Here is an 18,532-nt window from a genome sequence, read left to right on the forward strand (position 1 = left end):
CTAACCCGTGCCGGCCTTGTAGCCGACGCCGCGCACCGTCAGGATGATCTCGGGCCGTTCCGGGTCGGGCTCTATCTTCGCCCGGAGCCGCTGGACGTGCACGTTGACCAGGCGCGTGTCGGCCGCGTGCCGGTATCCCCAGACCTGCTCGAGCAGCACCTCGCGGGTGAAGACCTGGCGCGGCTTGCGGGCCAGGGCGACCAGCAGGTCGAACTCGAGCGGGGTCAGCTTCACCTCCTCGCCGTCCCGGGACACGGTGTGCGCCGGCACGTCGATGGTGATCTGGTTGCCGGGAGGTCCGATGGTGAGCATCTCCGGCGCGGCGTCCTCGCCCCGGCGCAGCCGGGCCCGCATCCGGGCCACGAGCTCCTTGGGCTTGAACGGCTTGACCACGTAGTCGTCGGCGCCGGACTCCAGGCCCAGCACCACGTCCACGGTGTCGCTCTTGGCCGTGAGCATGACGATCGGGATGCCCGACTCGGCGCGGATGGCACGTGCCACGTCGATGCCGCTCATGCCGGGGAGCATCAGGTCCAGCAGGACGATGTCGGGGCGGTTCTCCCGGAAGGCGGCCAGGGCACGTTCACCGTCAGCGACGAAGGAGGGCAGGAATCCTTCGCTGCGCAGGACGATGCCGAGCATCTCGGCCAACGCGGGGTCGTCGTCGACGACCAGTACCCGGGCTCTCATGCGGTCCAATATTGCACTGTCGTCCCACTCTTCGCGCTACCTGGGGGTCGATCTTGTGAGGCGGCCGCGAAAAAGGGACGTCGAGAACGGGCGGCCCCGATGCGGGACCGCCCGTAGCGCACGATCGAATCAGGCGCCGGGCCTGTCGAACTCACCCGCCCGGACACCGGCGATGAAGCCGGTCCAGTCGCCCGCGCCGAAGGTGAGCACCGGGCCCGTGACGTCCTTCGAGTCACGCACCAGGACGGCGGCCGGAACCTCGGCGACCTCGACGCAATGCCCAGCAGCGCCACTACGGCTGCTCTTACGCCAGGAAAGCGTGGCGTTCTGCATGATCATCTCCTTCCGTGGAATAGCTTCTCCATTGGACCCCACGGCGAGTGTTCAACGAGCCAGTCGATCCCTCGTCTCAGCGATGGCCGTTCGGCTCTCTTCTAGCGACAATGCGCGTTCCTGCAGGTCATCGAAGGCGTCCTGATAAATGTCGATCTCCTCCGGCTTCACCCGGAAGAGGCCGCCGGTCAGCCCCTCGATGTGCACGACCGGATTACGGGTGCCCGCCGCGAACTCCATGACCAGGAACGACTCGATGAGCCCGGCGTGCGCGCCGGCCTGAAAGGGCAGGATCTGCAGCTCGACGCCGGGGCGGCTGCTCGCCTCGTAGAGCCGGCTCAGCTGCCGCCGCTGCACCTCCCGGCCGCCGATCTCGCGCAGCAGCACGCCCTCGTCGATCACGATCCGCAGGTTGGGCGGGGGATCCCGGGTGAGCACCGTCTGCCGGCCCATCCGCAGCGCGAGCCGGCGCTGGATGATGGCGGTGTCGTCGATGTCGGCGCCGGTCTCGATGACGGCCCGGGCGTACTCGTCGGTCTGCAGCAGGCCCGGGACCACCTGGGCCTCCCACTCGGAGATCCGGACCGCCTCGCTCTCCAGGGCCAGGTATTCGTCGTACGGGTCGGGCACCGAGGACCGGTACGGCGTCCACCACGCCCGCGCGCGTCCCCGCCGGGCCAGATCGCGCAGCCGGCCGCGGTCCTCGACGGCCACGCCGTAGAGGGTGAGCAACCGGTCCAGGTCGGCCTCGCTGATGCCGGTGTGCGCGGTCTCGATCCGGCTCAGTTTCGACTCCGACCACCCGAGCGCGGTAGCCACGTCGACCGCGCGGCGTTCACCGCGGAGACGGCGCAGTTCACCACCGAGCTCCCGGCGTGCTGTCGATGTCGGCCTCGCCACGCAGTCACCATAACGGCGCGGTGACAACCCGGTGCAACTTGCATCGGCGGCAATGCACTTGCAGCGGGTCCCTGGTCGTGGAGTAATGGTGGGAGATAGCCCACCCCCGCGGCGGCAACCGCGCGGGATGACAAGAGCCCCCACTCGGCGGGCGAGTGGGGGCTCCGGCATGTCTTGACCGTGGTCTAGTAGCGGTAATGGTCCGGCTTGAAGGGCCCCTCGGCCGCGATGCCGAGGTACGCCGCCTGCTCCTTGGTGAGCCGGGTGAGCTTCACGCCGAGCGCGTCGAGGTGCAGCCGGGCCACCTTCTCGTCGAGCTTCTTCGGCAGCACATACACCCCCACGGGGTACTCCTCGGTCTTCGTGAAGAGCTCGATCTGGGCCATCGTCTGGTTCGTGAAGCTGTTGCTCATCACGAACGACGGGTGGCCGGTGGCGTTGCCGAGGTTCAGCAGCCGGCCCTCGGAGAGCACGATGATCGCGTGGCCGTCGTCGAACCGCCACTCGTCGACCTGCGGCTTGATGGTGATCCTCTGGACGTCGCCGCGCGCCGCCAGGCCGGCCATGTCGATCTCGTTGTCGAAGTGCCCGATGTTCCCGACGATGGCCTGGTGCTTCATCCGGGCCATGTGCTCGTGGGTGATCACGTCGAAGCAGCCGGTCGCGGTGATGAAGATGTCGGCCGTGGCGACCACGTCGTCGATCGTGGCGACCTGGTAGCCGTCCATCGCGGCCTGCAGCGCGCAGATCGGGTCCACCTCGGTGACGATCACCCGGGCGCCCTGCCCGCGCAGCGACTCGGCGCAGCCCTTGCCCACGTCGCCGTAGCCGAACACGACCGCCACCTTGCCGCCGATCAGCACGTCGGTGGCCCGGTTGATGCCGTCGATGAGCGAGTGCCGGCAGCCGTACTTGTTGTCGAACTTCGACTTCGTCACCGAGTCGTTCACGTTGATCGCCGGGAAGAGCAGCGTGCCGTGCAACTGCATCTCGTAGAGCCGGTGCACGCCGGTGGTGGTCTCCTCGGTGACGCCCTTGATGCCGGCGGCCACCCGGGTCCAGCGTTTGCCGTCCTCGCCGAGGCTGCGCTTGAGCAGCTTGAGGATGACCGCGTACTCCTCGGACGAGGCGCTCTCCGAGGGCGGCACCACGCCGGCCTTCTCGAACTCGGCGCCCTTGTGCACGAGCAGCGTCGCGTCACCGCCGTCGTCGAGGATCATGTTGGGCGCCTCGCCGTCCGGCCAGAGCAGGACCTGCTCGGTGCACCACCAGTACTCCTCCAGCGTCTCGCCCTTCCAGGCGAAGACCGGCGCGCCCCGCGGGTCCTCCGGGGTGCCGTCGCGGCCCACCACGATGGCTGCGGCCGCGTGGTCCTGGGTCGAGAAGATGTTGCAGGAGGCCCACCGGACCTGCGCCCCGAGCGCCGTGAGCGTCTCGATCAGCACGGCCGTCTGGATGGTCATGTGCAGCGAGCCGGTGATCCGCGCCCCGCGCAGCGGCTGGCTCGGCCCGAACTCCCGGCGCAGGGCCATCAGGCCGGGCATCTCGTGCTCGGCCAGGTCGATCTCCTTGCGCCCGAAGGCGGCGAGCGAGAGGTCGGCGACCTTGAAATCACCCTGAGCCAGCATCCAGATCTCCCCCAGCAAGATCAAAACCGATTTTCCGTACGGCACTACGCCGTCGCCAGAAGCAGCCACACCCGGCCGTGACGGACCCGCGCGGACTCCTGCCACTCATCCTGGCTGCCGCGCCGCGATCCCGCGGCCAAACGACACGACCAGCGGCGCCCCGGCGCGATTGCCGCCAACTCGTCGGTTACAAGGCAATCGCCCGCGGAGCGAAGCGAAGCCAGTGGAACAGCGAACGGGGCGGCAAGGTTTCCCTCGCCGCCCCGTTCATCCCCCCGGTTTGGTACCGCGCGCGTCCGTGGGACCCCCCGATCACCAATGACGCTGCGTGCTTTTAGATTCACACTCCGCAACCACCATGTCAAGCTATTCCATCAAATTTCGGACTAAAGCCCTGCTTGACACCTCGGGGCCGTCACCTCCCGCGACAACGTGCGGTCCACCGTGCCGCGCAGCCCGGGACCCGGCGAGAACGCGGGAACCCACGGCCGCCGTCCGGAGCAGCCGTGGGTTCCAGAGAAGCGCCGCAGCCACCGGGCTGCCGGCGTACGGATCAGGTCGGAACCGCGGCCACGAAACAGACCCCGACGCCCGCCGCCGTGAGCGCCCCCGCGCTCGCCGGGGCGTATGCCGCACCGCCGGGACGCACCTCGACCGGGATCCCGTGCTCCTCCCCCACGTGCACGTCGCCGGACGCGCCCAGGATCACCCGCGGCCCGGAGCCGGGCAGCTTCATCGGCGGCCGGTCCTCGGTCAGCGTGACCCGGTAGAGCTCGAAGTCGGGCACCGGAACCTTCCACGAGGTCACGCCCGGCGCGATCTCGGTGGGGTGCAGCAGCGGGTCCTCGAGCACGTCGAAGCGCAGGACCCGGAGCAGCTCGTCGACGTCGACCCGCTTCGGGGTGAGACCGCCGCGCAGCACGTTGTCGCTGGAGGCCATCAGCTCGACGCCGAGGCCGCCGAGGTAGGCGTGCAGGTTCCCGGCCGGCATCCAGATGGCCTGGCCGGGCTGCAGCCAGACGAGGTTCAGCAGCAGCGCCACCAGCACGCCGGGATCGCCCGGGTAGTAGCCCGCCAGATCGACGGCGAGCACGAACGACGGCGTGTGCGGGTGGTCGTCCGGGATCTGCCGCGCCGCCGCCACCACCTGCTTGATCAGGTCGTCGCGGCCGGACTCCGGCCAGGTCAGCAGCAGCCGCACCGCCTCGCCGAGGTCGCCGGTGCGGAGCATGCTCACGATCGGGGCGAGCTGTGGCAGGTTCAGCTCGCTGAGCACCTCGGCCGAGACGTCCGGCGACCGGAAGCCGCAGAGCGCCTCGAACGGGGTGAGCGCCACCAGCATCTCCGGCTTGTGGTGCGCGTCGGTGTAGTTCTTCGGGGCGTCCGGGTCCAGCTCCTGCCGGGCGTACGCGGCCTTGGCGTAGGCCGCGTCCGGGTGTGCCTGGAGGGAGAGCGGCGCGCCCGCGGCCAGCACCTTCATGAGGTACGGCAGGCGGTCGCCGAACCGCTCCACGACCGGGACGCCGAGCTGACCGGCCGGGTCACCGGCGATCAGCTTGTTCAGCGCGACCGGGCCGTCCGGCCCGGGCACCGTCGACGGGTCGCCGGGATGCGCGCCGAGCCACAGCTCCGCCTCGGGCCCTTCGGCCGCGGGACGGCCCTGCAGCTCGGCGATGGCGGTCCGGGAGCCCCAGGCGTAAGTCCTGGTCGCTCCGTGAAGCGGGTACACGGTCATACCCGGCAAACTAGCAGTTGTCAGGCGTGCGCGGGGGTTGCTGCGGAAGCCTCCTCCTGCGCCTTCTCCGCCTGGTAGATGTCGGGCTCGATGTAGATCACCCGGGCGATCGGAACCGCCTCCCGGATCCGCTCCTCGGTCTCGTCGATGTGCCGGGCCACGTCCGCGGCGCTCTCCGACCGCGGCACCGCGATCTTCGCGGCGACCAGCAGCTCCTCCGGGCCGAGGTGCAGCGTCTTCATGTGGATGATCCGCTCGACGCCCTCGCCGGCCAGCACGGCCCGCTCGATCCGGCGGACCGTCTCCGGGTTCGCGCCCTCGCCGAGCAGCAGGCTCTTCGTCTCGATCGCGAGGATCGCGGCGATCGCCACCAGCAGCAGGCCGATCGCGGCGGTTCCGGCGGCGTCCCACCGGCCGTCCCCGGTCAGCAGCGTCAGCCCGACGCCGAAGAGCGCCAGGACCAGGCCGATCAGCGCGCCGAAGTCCTCCAGGAGCACCACCGGCAGCTCCGGCGCCTTGGCCCGGCGCACGTAGTCGACCCAGGACGTCGTGCCGCGGGTCCGGTTCGACTCCTTGATCGCGGTCCGGAAGCTGTAGCCCTCCAGGCAGATCGCGACCCCCAGGACCGCGATCGGCACCCACTGCCAGCTCTCGATCCCGTGCGGGTCGTGCCACTTGTGGTAGGCCTCGTAGAGCGCGAACAGGCCGCCCAGGCTGAACAGCACGATCGACACGATGAACGCGTAGATGTAGCGCTCCCGGCCGTAGCCGAAGGGGTGCTCCGGCGTCGCCGCCCGCCGCGACCGCTTGCCGCCGATCAGCAGCAGGAGCTGGTTGCCGGAGTCGGCCACCGAGTGGATCGACTCGGCCAGCATCGACGACGAGCTGGTGAGCAGGAACGCCCCGAACTTGGTGACCGCGATGCCCAGGTTGGCGCTGAGCGCCGCGACGATCGCCTTGGTACCGCCCTCGGCGCTCACGCGAGACCTTCCGGCAGCGGGTTGGCGAGCTCCTTCATCTCGCTGATCGCCGGAACGGCCATCGGGTCGAGCCCGTGCGCGAGTGCCAGGTACAGCGAGGCGAAGTCGGGGACGGCCACCAGGGACGCGAGACGCTCCAGCGCCGAGCCGCCCTCGGCGGTCAGCACGTCGCAGCGCACGCCGCGGCGGTCGGCCAGGGTCTGGATGGCGTCGGCGCGCCGCTCCTCGACCGCGACCGGCTCGTCGGCGTCGTCCTCCGGGTTGAGGCCGCCGTCGCGGAGCACCACGAGGCGCAGGCGGGTCACGCTCTCGTCGGTCTCCTCCGGGTCGGCGAAGATGTCCCGGGTGCCCTCGGCGAGACCGCCGAAGACGCCGTCGAGCAGGCCCACCCGGCCGCGGCCGGCCTCGCCGAGCGCGCCGGCCATGACCGGGTAGCGCGCGTTCGCGGCGAGCGTGTCGCCGAAGCGCCGGGCCGCGACCGTGGCGAGCGGCGAGGAGCCCCAGACGATCGGGACCGAGCCGGCCAGGCCGAGCGCGAGCTCCTTGGCTGGGTTCACGAACGAGTCGGCGGCCGGGCGGCAGCGCTCGGCGTCGGCGTCCAGCCGGGTCGCGGTCTCGGCGATGTCCGCCTCGGTGACCTTGACGAGGCCGAGCGCCCGGCCGGCGAGGAGCACCGGGATGGTGAGACCCCAGAGCGTGGCCCGGGCCGGCGCGCGGCGCGGCACGCCGATGAACGGCGCGCGGGCCCGCTCGGCCATCGCCTCGAGCTCGGAGCCCGGGTTGCCGATGGCGACCAGCCGGGCGCCGCGGCGGGCGGCGGCCTCGGCCGCGGCGAGCGCCTCCGGGCTGCGGCCGGACGCGGACACCGCGATCACCACGTCGGCGGCGCCGACCCAGCCGGGCACGCCGGCGCTGCGGTGGCCGATGATCGGGACCGGGCACCGCGGGCCGGCGACCGTGGACAGGACGTTGCCGGTGAGACCGGCCGTGCCGATGCCGGCGACCACGACGGCGCGCGGCCGCCCCTCGTCGGCCAGCATGCCCAGGTCGACCTCGGCGGCGAGCGCCGCCGCCTCGCGGACCTGGGCGCCGGCCGACGCGGTGGCCCGGAGCATGCCGCCCGGGTCGTTCGCGAGCATCGACTTCTCGTCGTCGAGCAGGGACTCGTCCGCGACCCGGTGCCCGTTGACCCCGGCGGTGCCGTCCATCGGGTTCACCATCAGGACGCCTCCGCCCCGGACCCCGGCTTGCGGGCCTCGTCCAGCAGCAGGATCGGGATGTCGTCCCGGACCTCGAAGATCAGGCCGCACTCGGTGCACGTCAGCGTCTGCGCCCCGGCGTCGTAGTCGAGCGGGGCGTGATGCGTGTCCGGGCACGCCAGAATGTCCAGCAACTGCTGATCGAGCGCCACCGGTTTACTCCTTGTCGCACCGACGAAGTGGTCGAGGCGATCCTATCCACGAACGATCGCGAGCACCTCGTCTCGCAGCGCGGCCATCCGCTGCGCGTCGGGCGCCTCGACGTTCAGGCGCAGCAGCGGCTCGGTGTTCGAGGCGCGCAGGTTGAACCAGGCGCCGCCGCCGACCTCGAAGGTCAGGCCGTCGAGGTCGTCCACCTTCGCGTCCGGGAACGCGGCCCGCACCTCGGCGATCTTGGCGGAGGCGTCGGCGACCGTGGAATTGATCTCACCGGAGGCGGCGTACCGCTCGAACTCGGCGGCGAACTCGCTGAGCGGCAGGTCCTGCCCGCCGAACGCGGCGAGCACGTGCATCGCGGCGAGCATGCCGGTGTCGGCGAACCAGAAGTCGCGGAAGTAGTAGTGCGCCGAGTGCTCGCCACCGAAGATCGCGTTGCTGGACGCCATCTCGGCCTTGATGAACGAGTGGCCGACCCGGCTGCGGACCGGCTTGCCGCCGTTCTCCGTGATGATCTCCGGCACCGCAGCCGAGGTGATCAGGTTGTGGATGATCGTGCTGCCCGGGAACTTGGCGAGCTCGCGCTTGGCCACCAGGGCGGTGATCGCCGACGGGGAGACCGGGTCGCCCTTCTCGTCCACCACGAAGCAGCGGTCGGCGTCGCCGTCGAACGCGAGGCCGATGTCGGCGCCCTGCTCCCGGACCGCCTGCTGGAGGTCCACCAGGTTCTTCGGGTCCAGCGGGTTGGCCTCGTGGTTCGGGAACGAGCCGTCCAGCTCGAAGTAGAGCGGGACGATCTCCAGCGGCAGCGCCGGCAGCACCTGGTCGCCGAGCACGGCCGGGACGGTGTAGCCGCCCATCCCGTTGCCGGCGTCCACGATGACCTTGAGGGGCCGGATGCCGCTCAGGTCGACGAGCGAGCGCAGGTGGGCCGCGTAGTCCTTGAGCGAGTCGCGCTGCTCGACCCGGGCCACGCCCTCGGCCTCGGCGTTCAGGTCGGCGAGCAGCTGCTGGGCGCGCTCCCGGACGATGACCAGGCCGCTGTCCTGGCCGACCGGGCGGGCGCCGGCGCGGCACAGCTTGATCCCGTTGTACTGCGCCGGGTTGTGGCTGGCCGTGAACATGGCGCCGGGCAGCCCCAGCGAGCCGGACGCGTAGTAGAGCTGGTCGGTCGAGGCCAGTCCAATGTTGATCACTCCGGCGCCGGCCGCGTTGACGCCGCGCGCGAACGCGGCGGCCAGGCCCGGGCCGGACTCCCGCATGTCGTGGGCGATCACGATCCGGTCCGGCTCGTCGCCGGACTCGCGCAACATCTCGACGAACGCCGTCCCCAGCGCCCGGGCCACCGGCTCGTTGAGCTGGTCCGGGACGATGCCCCGGACGTCGTACGCCTTGATGATCTGCGACAGATCGGTCACCACTCGCTCCTCAATGAGTCCCCTTTGGGCTGAGGGTACCGGGGCGACCTGCGCCGGAAGGCGTCAGCGCAGAAGATCACGACAGGCGCGGTCCGCCGCCCGGGTGGTTTCCGGCAACCGGTACTCCGGGGTGAGCCGGAGGGTCATCGCGCACGCGCTCTCATGATCCATCCGGTGCCCGGCCGAGACGAAGACCGGCTTCACCCCGTCCCGGGTCCGCAGCACCGCCCCGACGGTCTCCCCGGCGTCGATCAGCGGCGACCGGTCGCCGCGCCGCTCCCCCACCGGCGCGAAGTCGCCGACCAGCCGGGTCTTGCCCACGCCGAACGCCGGCAGATCGGTCAGCACGCCGAGGTGCGCGGCCAGCCCGAACCGGCGCGGATGGGCCCGGCCCTGCCCGTCGCAGACCAGCACGTCCGGGCGCACGGTCAGCTTCTCCAGAGCCTCCAGCAGCGCCGGCACCTCGCGGAACGCGAACAGGCCGGGGATGTAGGGGAACGCCGGGCGGCCGATCACCACGGCGGTGTCGCGCACCGAGAGATCCGCGTAGTCGAGCACCACCACGGCCGCGCCGAGCCGGTCGCCGTCGTAGGCCACGTCGAGCCCGGCCACCGTCCCCGGCGACGCCGGTCCGGGAGCCTCGATCACGCGGGGGCGCAAGGCCTCCTGCACGGCGAGGGCTTCTTCTTCGGTACGGGGCCACGACTGCATCGCCATGTTGTACTACGGCGTGACGGGCGTCACGATGGGTGGGTCTGGAGGTCCCCCTGGTGAACCCGTGGCTTGCCCTCACCCCTGGAGACGACCCGGCCGAGCGCATCCGCCAGGTCGGCCATGCCCATGAGCGGTTCCTGGCGGGCGACCGCCGCGCCGACCGGATGCGCTCGGTGGTGGCCGACTCCTGGGCCCGGTCGGCCGCGTGGATCGGCGCCGACCACACCGCGCCGATCGACCTCACCGACGACGACCTGGACGCCTACCGGTCGGCGCACCCGCTGGCCCGGGTCATGCCGATCTTCCGGGACCTGCTCGGCGGCCTGGCCGAGGACGGCGACCACATCCTCGCGGTCTGCGACGCGACCGGCCGGCTGCTCTGGGTCGAGGGGCGGCCGGCCACCCTGCACGGCGCCGCCTCGATGAACTTCGTGCCCGGCGCCCGCTGGGACGAGGCGCACGCCGGCACCAACGCGCCCGGCACCGCCCTCGCCGTCGACCACGCCATCCAGATCTTCGCGACCGAGCACTTCAGCCGCCCGGTCCAGCGGTGGACCTGCGCCGCCGCCCCGATCCACGACCCGGCCACCGGCCGGCTGCTCGGCGCCATCGACGTGACCGGCGGCGACCACCTCGCCAACCCGCACAGCCTCGCGCTGGTCCGCGCGACGGCGCTGGCCGCCGAGGCGTACCTGGGCTCGGCGAAGCCGGTCAACGAACGGCCGGTGGTCGCGGCACTCGGCCGGGACGACGCCCTGCTCGCGGTCGGCGGCCGGCGGCTGCGCCTCGGCCGGCGGCACTCCGAGCTGCTGGTCCTGCTCACCGTGCACCCGGAAGGCCGCACTGGCGACCAGCTCGGCCTCGATCTGTACGGCGACGACGTGAACCCGGTGACGGTCCGCGCCGAGCTGTCCCGGCTGCGCCGCATCCTCGGCCCGGAGCTGCTCGACTCCCGGCCCTACCGGCTGCGCGCCGAGGTGGAGTCCGACCTCGGCACGGTCGGCCGGCTGCTCGGCCAGGGGCGCACCGCCGAGGCCCTGGCCGCCTACCCGGGACCGCTGCTGCCCGGCTCGGACGCGCCCGGCATCGCCCGGCTGCGCCGGATGCTCGACGACCGGCTGCGCGCCGCGGTGCTGGTCTCCGGCGACCGGCGGCTGCTGCAGGGCTGGCTGGCCAGCCCGTGGGGCGAGGACGACCTGGAGCTCTGGGAGGCGTGCGCCGCGCTCGCCCCGAACGACGCGGTCGCGGCCCGCCGGGTCGCCGAGCTCTCCCGCGAATACTCGTGCAACCTTCCTGCAACGTGGCCGTAACTACCGTCCGCCTTCGAGAGGGAGGCGAGACATGACCGTTTACAGCCCGCCCGGCACCGAGGGCTCCATCGTCAGCTACCAGTCCCGCTACGACCACTACATCGGCGGCGAGTACGTCCCGCCCGCGAAGGGTCAGTACTTCGAGAACCCCAGCCCGGTGACCGGCCAGGTCTTCTGCGAGGTGGCCCGGGGCACCGCCGAGGACGTCGAGCGCGCCCTCGACGCCGCGCACGGCGCCGCGGACGCGTGGGGCCGCACCTCGCCGGCCGAGCGCGCGAACGTCCTCAACCGGATCGCCGACCGGATGGAGCAGAACCTCGAGAAGCTCGCGGTCGCCGAGGCCTGGGAGAACGGCAAGGCGGTCCGGGAGACCCTGGCGGCCGACATCCCGCTCGCGATCGACCACTTCCGGTACTTCGCCGGCGCGATCCGCGCCCAGGAGGGCACCGCCGGCGAGCTCGACGAGGACACCGTGGCGTACCACTTCCACGAGCCGCTCGGCGTGGTCGCCCAGATCATCCCGTGGAACTTCCCGATCCTGATGGCGGTCTGGAAGCTCGCGCCGGCCCTGGCCGCCGGCAACGCCGTCGTGCTGAAGCCGGCCGAGCAGACCCCCGCCTCGATCCACTACCTGTTCTCGCTGATCGGCGACCTGATCCCGGCCGGCGTCGTGAACATCGTGAACGGCTTCGGCGTCGAGGCCGGCAAGCCGCTCGCCTCCTCCAACCGGGTCGCCAAGGTCGCCTTCACCGGCGAGACCACGACCGGCCGGCTGATCATGCAGTACGCCTCCGAGAACCTCATCCCGGTCACCCTGGAGCTCGGCGGCAAGAGCCCGAACATCTTCTTCGACGACGTCAGCCGCGCCGACGACGAGTTCTACGACAAGGCGCTCGAGGGCTTCGCGATGTTCGCGCTCAACCAGGGCGAGGTCTGCACCTGCCCGTCCCGCGCGCTGATCCAGCAGAGCCACTACGCGGACTTTCTCGCGGCCGGCGTGAAGCGGGTGGAGAACCTTCGCCAAGGGAACCCGCTCGACACCGACACCCAGGTCGGCGCGCAGGCCTCCAACGACCAGCTCGAGAAGATCCTCTCGTACCTGGACATCGGCCGGCAGGAGGGCGCCCGCGCCCTGGTCGGCGGCGCCCGCGCCGAGATGCCCGGCGACCTGGCCGGCGGCTACTACGTCCAGCCGACGATCTTCGAGGGCCGCAACGGGATGCGGATCTTCCAGGAGGAGATCTTCGGGCCGGTCGTCTCGGTCACCCCGTTCGCCGACTTCGACGACGCCATCAAGATCGCCAACGACACCCTGTACGGCCTCGGCGCCGGGGTGTGGACGCGGGACGGCAACCAGGCGTACCGGGCCGGCCGGGCGATCAAGGCGGGCCGGGTGTGGACGAACTGCTACCACCTCTACCCGGCACACGCCGCGTTCGGTGGCTACAAGCAGTCCGGCATCGGCCGGGAGAACCACCGGATGATGCTCGACCACTACCAGCAGACCAAGAACCTCCTGGTCAGCTACTCGCCCAAGGCGCTCGGGTTCTTCTAGAGATGGCCTCCCGGGTTGACGTGACTCCCGCGGCCGCCGCGCTCATGCGGCAGCTGCGGGAGCAGCACGGTCCGCTGATGTTCCACCAGTCCGGCGGCTGCTGCGACGGCAGCTCGCCGATGTGCTACCTGGAGGGCGAGTTCCGCACCGGCGGATCCGACGTGCTGCTCGAATCTCTGGCGATCGAGGGGGTGCCGGAGCCGATCACGTTCTGGATGTCGGCCAGTCAGTTCGAGCTCTGGAAGCACACGCACCTCACGGTCGACGTGGTCCCCGGACGCGGCGCCGGCTTCTCGCTGGAGGCGCCCGAGGGCGTCCGGTTCCTGATCCGATCCCGCCTGCTCACCGAGGAGGAGCTGGCCGAACTCTCCGCATGAGTGCCATTTCACACGGCCGGGCCGCCGATGGGCGCGTCCGGCCGTTGCGTGCCTGCTTGCGGCGGTGCGCAATGATACGCCGACAAGACCGAACGCGGTCCCGATTTGGCACGAAAAACGCGTTTGACGGCTGGCGGCGCATCGAAATCCAAGGCATCGTCGTCAGTCGCCGACGCACCTGGGGAGGAAAATCGATGCGGCTGTCACACACCAGAAAGGTGTTCATGCTCAGCGTTCTGCTGATCATGACGGGCCTTCTCGGACAGGCCGCCGCGGCCCAGACCACCTCGTCACCGGCGCCCTCCGGCTCCGCGGCGGCCCTCCCCGCGGCTTCGCCGTCCTCCGCGGCCCCGGCTCCCGCGGCTCCCGGTTCCGCTCCTGCCTCTGCGGGTTCCCAGCCCGCTGCTCCCGGCTCCCAGCCCGCCGCTGCGTCCTCTTCGAAGCCCGCCGCTTCCGCTTCTTCTTCGAACCACCGCACCGAGAGCGCGTCCACCGGCAAGGGCCACAAGCAGCGCACCAACGGGCCGGCCCACAGCATCACCACGACCGGCAGCGCCGGGGTGGCGCTCACCTTCGACGACGGACCCGACCCGGCGTACACGCCGCAGCTCCTCAAGATGCTGGCGAAGGAGAACATCAAGGCGACGTTCTGCGTGGTCGGCACGAACGCGAAGAGGCACCCCGACCTGATCCGCGAGATCGTGAAGCAGGGTCACACGCTCTGCAACCACTCCTGGAACCACGACCTGAAACTCGGCAAGAAGCCCCCCGCGAAGATCAAGGCGGACCTGGAGCGGACCAACGCGGCGATCCGCGCCGCCGTGCCGGACGCGAAGATCCGCCTCATGCGCGCCCCCGGCGGCAACTTCACGCCGAACCTCGTGAAGGTCTCCAAGAAGCTCGGCATGGCCTCGCTCTACTGGCACGTCGACCCGCGCGACTGGGATCACCCGAAGGGCGAGTCGAGCGGCGCCCACCGCAAGAAGATCGTCAAGATCGTGCAGAAGCACACCCGGCCCGGCTCGGTCGTGCTCTCCCACGACTACGCCCAGCCCGACACGATCGCCGCCTACAAGACGCTGCTGCCCTGGCTGCGCCACCGCTACAAGCTGATAGCCCTCTAACCCTTCCCCGGCGTCCCGCCCTCATTTCCCCACACCTCCCCGCCCGTTCCCCTTCCCCGCGATCTTGTGAAATCCCGCAGTAACGGCCCCGCGCAGTCTCACAAGATCGCGGCAAGGGCGAGGGGCACGCGGGCAAGCGGCAAGCGGCAAGCGGCGTGCCCGATCTTGTGAAATCCCGCAGCGGCGGGCCTGCGCAGCTTCACAAGATCGCGGCAAGGGTGAGGGCACGCGGGCGAGCGGCGTGCGGCGAGCGGCGTGCCCGATCTTGTGGAATCCCGCAGCGGCGGGCCTGCACAGCTTCACAAGATCGGGGCAGGGGGCGCGGGGCCAGCGCGAGGGCGCGGGGCCAGCGCGAGGACGTGGGCGGGTCAGTGGGAGGGGGGAATGACCCTCAGGTGGCCTCGGCGGCCTGTTTGGTGGCCCGGGGTGTGGTCGGCCTCGTCCGGGCGCGGGGGTGCGGGACGGGCGGCTTCGCGGACGGCGTCGGCCAGGGCGACGAGGTCGTCGGTGGTGGGGGGTGGGGGCGCGAAGTCGCCGTCGTGGCGGACCAGTTCCCAGCCTCGCGGGGCGGTGAGGCTGCGGGCGTGCGGTTCGCACAGGTCGTACGTGTGAGGCTCGGCGAACGCCGCGAGCGGGCCCACGACAGCGGTGGAATCGCTGTAGACGTAGGTCAGGGTGGCGACCGCCTGTCGGGGACAGCCGTTCCGGGAGCAGCGCCGTGGTGACCTCACGGCGGCACGTTATCGCCCCGCCGGCCGATCTGGGGAGCGTTGCCTCGCGACACGCCGACCCGCGATGCATCACGATTCGGCCATGGCCGCCCGACACGCCGCCCCGTTGGGGCGAATTACCGGCTCGGACACACGATGCGAACGGCCTGACCACGTATGTCGCCCGGGTGGGGATACGCTGGCCGCGTGACCACCAGCCCTGAACGCCGCCGGACGGATCCGAAGGCGACGCGCAGCACCGGCCCGGGTCATCCCGCCCGGCGCGATCGGCACGGCCGCGGACTGCGCGGCCGGCTCGTGCCGGCCACCGTGCCGCTCGCCCGTACGAAGGCCGAGATCTTCGACGACCTGGTGCTGGACACCGTCGAGAGCCTCGAGCGGCGCTATGCGAAGGAGCTGGCCGGCGTCGAGTTCGCGGTCGAGGACGTGCCGCCGGAGCTCAACGTCTACGACTCGGACGTGCTCGAGGACGGCGAGGTGCCTCTGGCCCGGCTGCTGCCCGGCCGCCCGGGACGGCATGAGCTGCCGCCGCGGATCGTGCTGTACCGCCGCCCGCTGGAGTTCCGGGCGATGGATCGTGAGGACCTCGCCGACCTCGTCCACGATGTGATCATCGAGCAGGTTGCCAACCTGCTCGGCGTCGACCCGGACGAGCTGGCCTGAGTGGGCTCAGGCCACCCGCCGCTTCAACTTCCGGCGTTCACGTTCGGACAGTCCACCCCAGATCCCGAAGCGTTCGTCGTGGCCGAGTGCGTACTCCAGACAGTCGGCCTTCACGTCACAGCGACCGCAGATGCGCTTGGCCTCGCGCGTCGAGCCGCCCTTCTCCGGAAAGAAGGCTTCCGGGTCGGTCTGCGAACACAGTGCCCGCTCCTGCCACTCGGGGGCGTCCCCGAGCAGGTCGAACCCTTCAACCTGCGCTTCCATCGGCGTGCCTCCATTTTCCCGCGCCGGCTGCGAAACCAGCGCTGACCCCCCACGCACGCGGCGTGTTTCTGCGGGTTCGATGTGAAAAGTGCACATCGTCCCCACAACCCCACCAAAATTACACGCGTGTAAGACGTGCGTCGTCAAGCCGAACCTGCTAAATGGGCCCGTTTACTACCCGCGTCGCAGACGCTTCATGGTCCCGTTCCAGCCCTATCTCCCGGAGCCACCGGAAGGTAACGCGGGCGCGGGCCCTCACGTCCAATTTAACCCGTTTTGTAATCAAGTGGCAGGGGGTCCCCCGGAGCGGGTCCGCCGAATGGATCACGCCTTCGACCTGCGTCAGTGGACAGTCGCCAAGGGCTCGGGGTTCTTGTGGAGGGCCAGACCGTCCGGACCGGACAGCGCGCCGACCGCGGCGGTGAGAGCCGGGTCGAGCCAGCCCTCCTCCGCCCGGAGGACGTACTCCGGGTAGATCGTGAGCCGCTCGCGCAGCTCGAACCCGGAGGCGGCCGACTTCTCCCGCAGCATGTCGATCTGCGGCCACGGGCGCTCGGGGTTCACGTGGTCGGGCGTCAGCGGCGAGACGCCGCCCCAGTCGTCGATCCCGGCGCGCAGCAGCAGCGGGAACTCGTCGTCGATCAGGTTCGGCGGGGCCTGGATCCGGGCGTGCGGGCCCATCACGATCCGGGCCACCGCCACCGTGGCGGCCAGCTCGCGCAGCTCGGCGTCGGGCATGCCGCGCATCGCCGTGTCCGGCTTGGCCCGGAAGTTCTGGATGATGATCTCCTGGATGTGCCCGTGCTCCCGGGCCACCCGGCGCATCGCGAAGAGCGAGTCGACCCGCTCCTCGACGTTCTCCCCGATCCCGATGAGGATGCCGGTGGTGAACGGGACGGCGGCCCGGCCGGCGTCCTCCAGCACCCGGAGGCGGACGGCCGGCTCCTTGTCCGGCGAGCCGAAGTGCGGGGCGCCCTTCTCCGACCAGAGCCGCGTCGCGGTGGTCTCCAGCATCATCCCCATGCTCGGCGCGACCGGCCGGAGGAACTCGAGCTCGGCCAGGCTCATCACGCCGGGGTTGAGGTGCGGCAGCAGGCCGGTCTCGGCGAGCACCGCGGCGGCGCAGGCGCGCACGTAGTCGAGGGTCGAGGCGTACCCGTGGTCGTCGAGCCACCGGCGCGCGGCCGGCCAGCGCGCCTCGGGGCGGTCGCCGAGCGTGAAGAGCGCTTCCTTGCAGCCCTGGGCCGCACCCTGCCGGGCGATCTCCAGGACCTCGTCCATCTCCAGGTACGCGGCGGGCAGCCGGTGCGGCACGGTCGCGAACGTGCAGTAGTGGCACCGGTCCTGGCAGAGCCGGGTGAGCGGGATGAAAACCTTTCGGGAGTACGTGACGACGCCCGGCCGTCCCGCGTCCCGGAGTCCGGCGTCGCGCACGGCGCCCGCGATCGCGAGCAGCTCCTCGAACTCGTCGCCGGTGGCCGCGAGCAGCGCGACCGCATCGTCCGGACCGATCGTCCCGCCGGTGGCGGCGCGGCGCAAAGCAACGTTGACCTCTACCACGCAGAGCAGCCTAGGCCGATTTCCCGCCCGCTGCCGCCGTGGTCACCGCGCATCGCAGTGTCGTGGAACACGATGGCCCCGAGGTTTCGAGAACCCCGGGGCCGGGCGGTCACTGGCGCGGCGGGTCCTGGCCGGCCGGGCCGAAACCGGGCCGGTCGGACGGCACGCCGGGGCGCTCGTCCACCGCCGGGTTGACCTGGGTCGGCTCGGCGGAGGGCGCCGGAGCGGCAGAGGCAGGCGCGGCAGAGGCAGGCGCGGCAGAGGCAGGCGCGGCAGAGGCAGGCGCGGCCGAGACCGGAGCAGCGGAAGCGGGAGCGGCGGAGACCGGAGCGCCCGGAACCGGGCCACCGGGGTAGACGGTCCCGGGCGGCGGGGTGCCGATCGGAGCGGTCGGCACCGGCGGCTGGTTCCAAGAAGGCGGCGGCGTGCCGAAACCAGGCGGCGGCGTGCCGAAACCGGGCGGCTGCTGGCCGAACCCGGGCGGCTGGTATCCCGGCGGGGGCGGCGGCTGGTATCCCGGCGGCGGACCCTGCTGCCAGGGCTGCTGTCCCTGCGGCGGGCCGTACGGCGGGTACTGCCCGAACGGCTGCCCGTACACGCCCGGCTGCGGCTTCGGCGCCGCGAACAGGCCGCGCCAGATCTGCCACACCGCGTACGCCGCGAGGCCGAACAGCGAGAGCCAGGCGACCCGCGCCAGCAGCTCCAGCAGCGCCGACCCGGGCGAGGTCGCGGCGATGTTGCTGACCCCGAAGAACACGCCGAAGACCAGCCCGAAGAAGGCGGCCACCGCGTATTCCACCAGGGCGACCAGCGTGATCGTCCGGGCCTGCGGGTGGACCGGCTTCACCCCGAGCGAGAGCACCACGGCCGCGATCGGGAAGAAGATCGTCGCGAGGTTCACGAAGCTGCCGAAGCTGAACTGCGTCCGGTGCAGGAAGTTCTCGCCGAACAGGTCCAGCACCGAGGTAATCAGCAGGACGGCGGGGACACCGGCGAGCGCGTACGCGGCCAGGTCACGCAGCGGACGCAGGTATTGCCCGATGCCGGCCGGGTTCGGCGGCGGTGGTGTCGTCACGATCTCTCCCGGATAAAACGCTCATGGGGAGGCCCAGCCTAAACGGTGACGCGGGTGCGC

Annotated in this window: 18 protein-coding genes and 1 pseudogene; 5 read left to right on the top strand and 14 right to left on the bottom strand. The window is 71.3% G+C overall.

Features of this window, described 5'->3' with window-relative positions:
- The 10 genes from mtrA to nfi all read right to left on the bottom strand — a co-directional run bounded on the left by mtrA (window position 1) and on the right by nfi (window position 9,810).
- Entirely contained in the window at window positions 1-690 is a 690-nt protein-coding gene (mtrA, locus tag AB0G10_RS36625) for an MtrAB system response regulator MtrA (protein ID WP_014688036.1), read from the bottom strand.
- Between the two features lie 129 nt (window positions 691-819).
- The gene (locus AB0G10_RS36630; protein WP_360932681.1) at window positions 820-1,029 is read right to left on the bottom strand and encodes a DUF397 domain-containing protein; all 210 of its coding nucleotides are present in this window, start codon (window positions 1,027-1,029) and stop codon (window positions 820-822) included.
- A 45-nt stretch (window positions 1,030-1,074) separates the two neighbouring features.
- Window positions 1,075-1,923, bottom strand: a complete 849-nt coding sequence (locus AB0G10_RS36635) for a helix-turn-helix transcriptional regulator (protein ID WP_360932684.1) — start codon at window positions 1,921-1,923, stop codon at window positions 1,075-1,077.
- A gap of 185 nt (window positions 1,924-2,108) precedes the next feature.
- Window positions 2,109-3,551, bottom strand: a complete 1,443-nt coding sequence (ahcY, locus tag AB0G10_RS36640) for an adenosylhomocysteinase (RefSeq protein WP_360932687.1) — start codon at window positions 3,549-3,551, stop codon at window positions 2,109-2,111.
- Between the two features lie 553 nt (window positions 3,552-4,104).
- Window positions 4,105-5,280, bottom strand: coding sequence for a mannose-6-phosphate isomerase, class I (gene manA, locus AB0G10_RS36645; protein ID WP_360932801.1), 1,176 nt, complete (start codon window positions 5,278-5,280; stop codon window positions 4,105-4,107).
- Between the two features lie 26 nt (window positions 5,281-5,306).
- Window positions 5,307-6,266 (bottom strand): cation diffusion facilitator family transporter, encoded by a 960-nt coding sequence (locus AB0G10_RS36650; protein WP_360932689.1) that lies wholly within the window; start codon window positions 6,264-6,266, stop codon window positions 5,307-5,309.
- Window positions 6,263-7,474 (bottom strand): SIS domain-containing protein, encoded by a 1,212-nt coding sequence (locus tag AB0G10_RS36655; RefSeq protein ID WP_360932803.1) that lies wholly within the window; start codon window positions 7,472-7,474, stop codon window positions 6,263-6,265. The genes AB0G10_RS36650 and AB0G10_RS36655 overlap by 4 nt, the downstream gene beginning before the upstream one ends.
- Before the next feature lie 11 nt (window positions 7,475-7,485).
- Window positions 7,486-7,677 carry a Trm112 family protein gene (locus AB0G10_RS36660; RefSeq protein ID WP_360932692.1) on the bottom strand — a complete coding sequence of 64 codons (192 nt, stop codon included), beginning with the start codon at window positions 7,675-7,677 and terminating at the stop codon, window positions 7,486-7,488.
- A 42-nt stretch (window positions 7,678-7,719) separates the two neighbouring features.
- The gene (locus AB0G10_RS36665; RefSeq protein WP_360932695.1) at window positions 7,720-9,099 is read right to left on the bottom strand and encodes a phosphomannomutase/phosphoglucomutase; all 1,380 of its coding nucleotides are present in this window, start codon (window positions 9,097-9,099) and stop codon (window positions 7,720-7,722) included.
- 63 nt (window positions 9,100-9,162) lie between these two features.
- Window positions 9,163-9,810: a deoxyribonuclease V gene (gene nfi / locus AB0G10_RS36670; RefSeq protein WP_360932698.1), complete on the bottom strand. Its 648-nt coding sequence runs from the start codon at window positions 9,808-9,810 to the stop codon at window positions 9,163-9,165.
- A gap of 56 nt (window positions 9,811-9,866) precedes the next feature.
- On the opposite strand from nfi, the gene AB0G10_RS36675 reads away from it, so the two are divergent.
- The 4 genes from AB0G10_RS36675 (at window position 9,867) to AB0G10_RS36690 (ending at window position 14,179) form a co-directional block, all read left to right on the top strand.
- A complete protein-coding gene (locus AB0G10_RS36675; protein WP_360932806.1) occupies window positions 9,867-11,123 on the top strand; it encodes a GAF domain-containing protein in 1,257 nt (418 codons plus the stop codon).
- Between the two features lie 31 nt (window positions 11,124-11,154).
- The gene (locus tag AB0G10_RS36680; protein ID WP_360932701.1) at window positions 11,155-12,678 is read left to right on the top strand and encodes an aldehyde dehydrogenase family protein; all 1,524 of its coding nucleotides are present in this window, start codon (window positions 11,155-11,157) and stop codon (window positions 12,676-12,678) included.
- A 2-nt stretch (window positions 12,679-12,680) separates the two neighbouring features.
- Window positions 12,681-13,055 (top strand): DUF779 domain-containing protein, encoded by a 375-nt coding sequence (locus AB0G10_RS36685; protein ID WP_360932704.1) that lies wholly within the window; start codon window positions 12,681-12,683, stop codon window positions 13,053-13,055.
- Window positions 13,056-13,279: 224 nt separating this feature from the next.
- A complete protein-coding gene (locus AB0G10_RS36690; RefSeq protein ID WP_360932707.1) occupies window positions 13,280-14,179 on the top strand; it encodes a polysaccharide deacetylase family protein in 900 nt (299 codons plus the stop codon).
- A 368-nt stretch (window positions 14,180-14,547) separates the two neighbouring features.
- On the opposite strand, the gene AB0G10_RS36695 is transcribed toward AB0G10_RS36690, so the two are convergent.
- Window positions 14,548-14,910 carry a DUF3499 domain-containing protein gene (locus AB0G10_RS36695; protein WP_360932710.1) on the bottom strand — a complete coding sequence of 121 codons (363 nt, stop codon included), beginning with the start codon at window positions 14,908-14,910 and terminating at the stop codon, window positions 14,548-14,550.
- A 297-nt stretch (window positions 14,911-15,207) separates the two neighbouring features.
- On the opposite strand from AB0G10_RS36695, the gene AB0G10_RS36700 reads away from it, so the two are divergent.
- Window positions 15,208-15,573 (top strand): metallopeptidase family protein, encoded by a 366-nt coding sequence (locus tag AB0G10_RS36700; RefSeq protein WP_183223054.1) that lies wholly within the window; start codon window positions 15,208-15,210, stop codon window positions 15,571-15,573.
- A gap of 6 nt (window positions 15,574-15,579) precedes the next feature.
- Here AB0G10_RS36700 and AB0G10_RS36705 read toward each other — a convergent pair whose 3' ends face one another.
- From AB0G10_RS36705 to AB0G10_RS36715, 3 genes and pseudogenes are all read right to left on the bottom strand, one after another.
- Entirely contained in the window at window positions 15,580-15,837 is a 258-nt protein-coding gene (locus AB0G10_RS36705; protein ID WP_014440974.1) for a WhiB family transcriptional regulator, read from the bottom strand.
- A 381-nt stretch (window positions 15,838-16,218) separates the two neighbouring features.
- Window positions 16,219-17,406, bottom strand: a pseudogene (cofG, locus tag AB0G10_RS36710) (7,8-didemethyl-8-hydroxy-5-deazariboflavin synthase CofG); the annotation flags it as partial.
- A 100-nt stretch (window positions 17,407-17,506) separates the two neighbouring features.
- Window positions 17,507-18,472, bottom strand: coding sequence for a hypothetical protein (locus AB0G10_RS36715; protein ID WP_360932713.1), 966 nt, complete (start codon window positions 18,470-18,472; stop codon window positions 17,507-17,509).
- Window positions 18,473-18,532 lie beyond the last annotated feature (60 nt).

Source organism: Actinoplanes sp. NPDC023714, from assembly GCF_040639855.1.
In the GTDB taxonomy this organism is placed as follows: domain Bacteria; phylum Actinomycetota; class Actinomycetes; order Mycobacteriales; family Micromonosporaceae; genus Actinoplanes.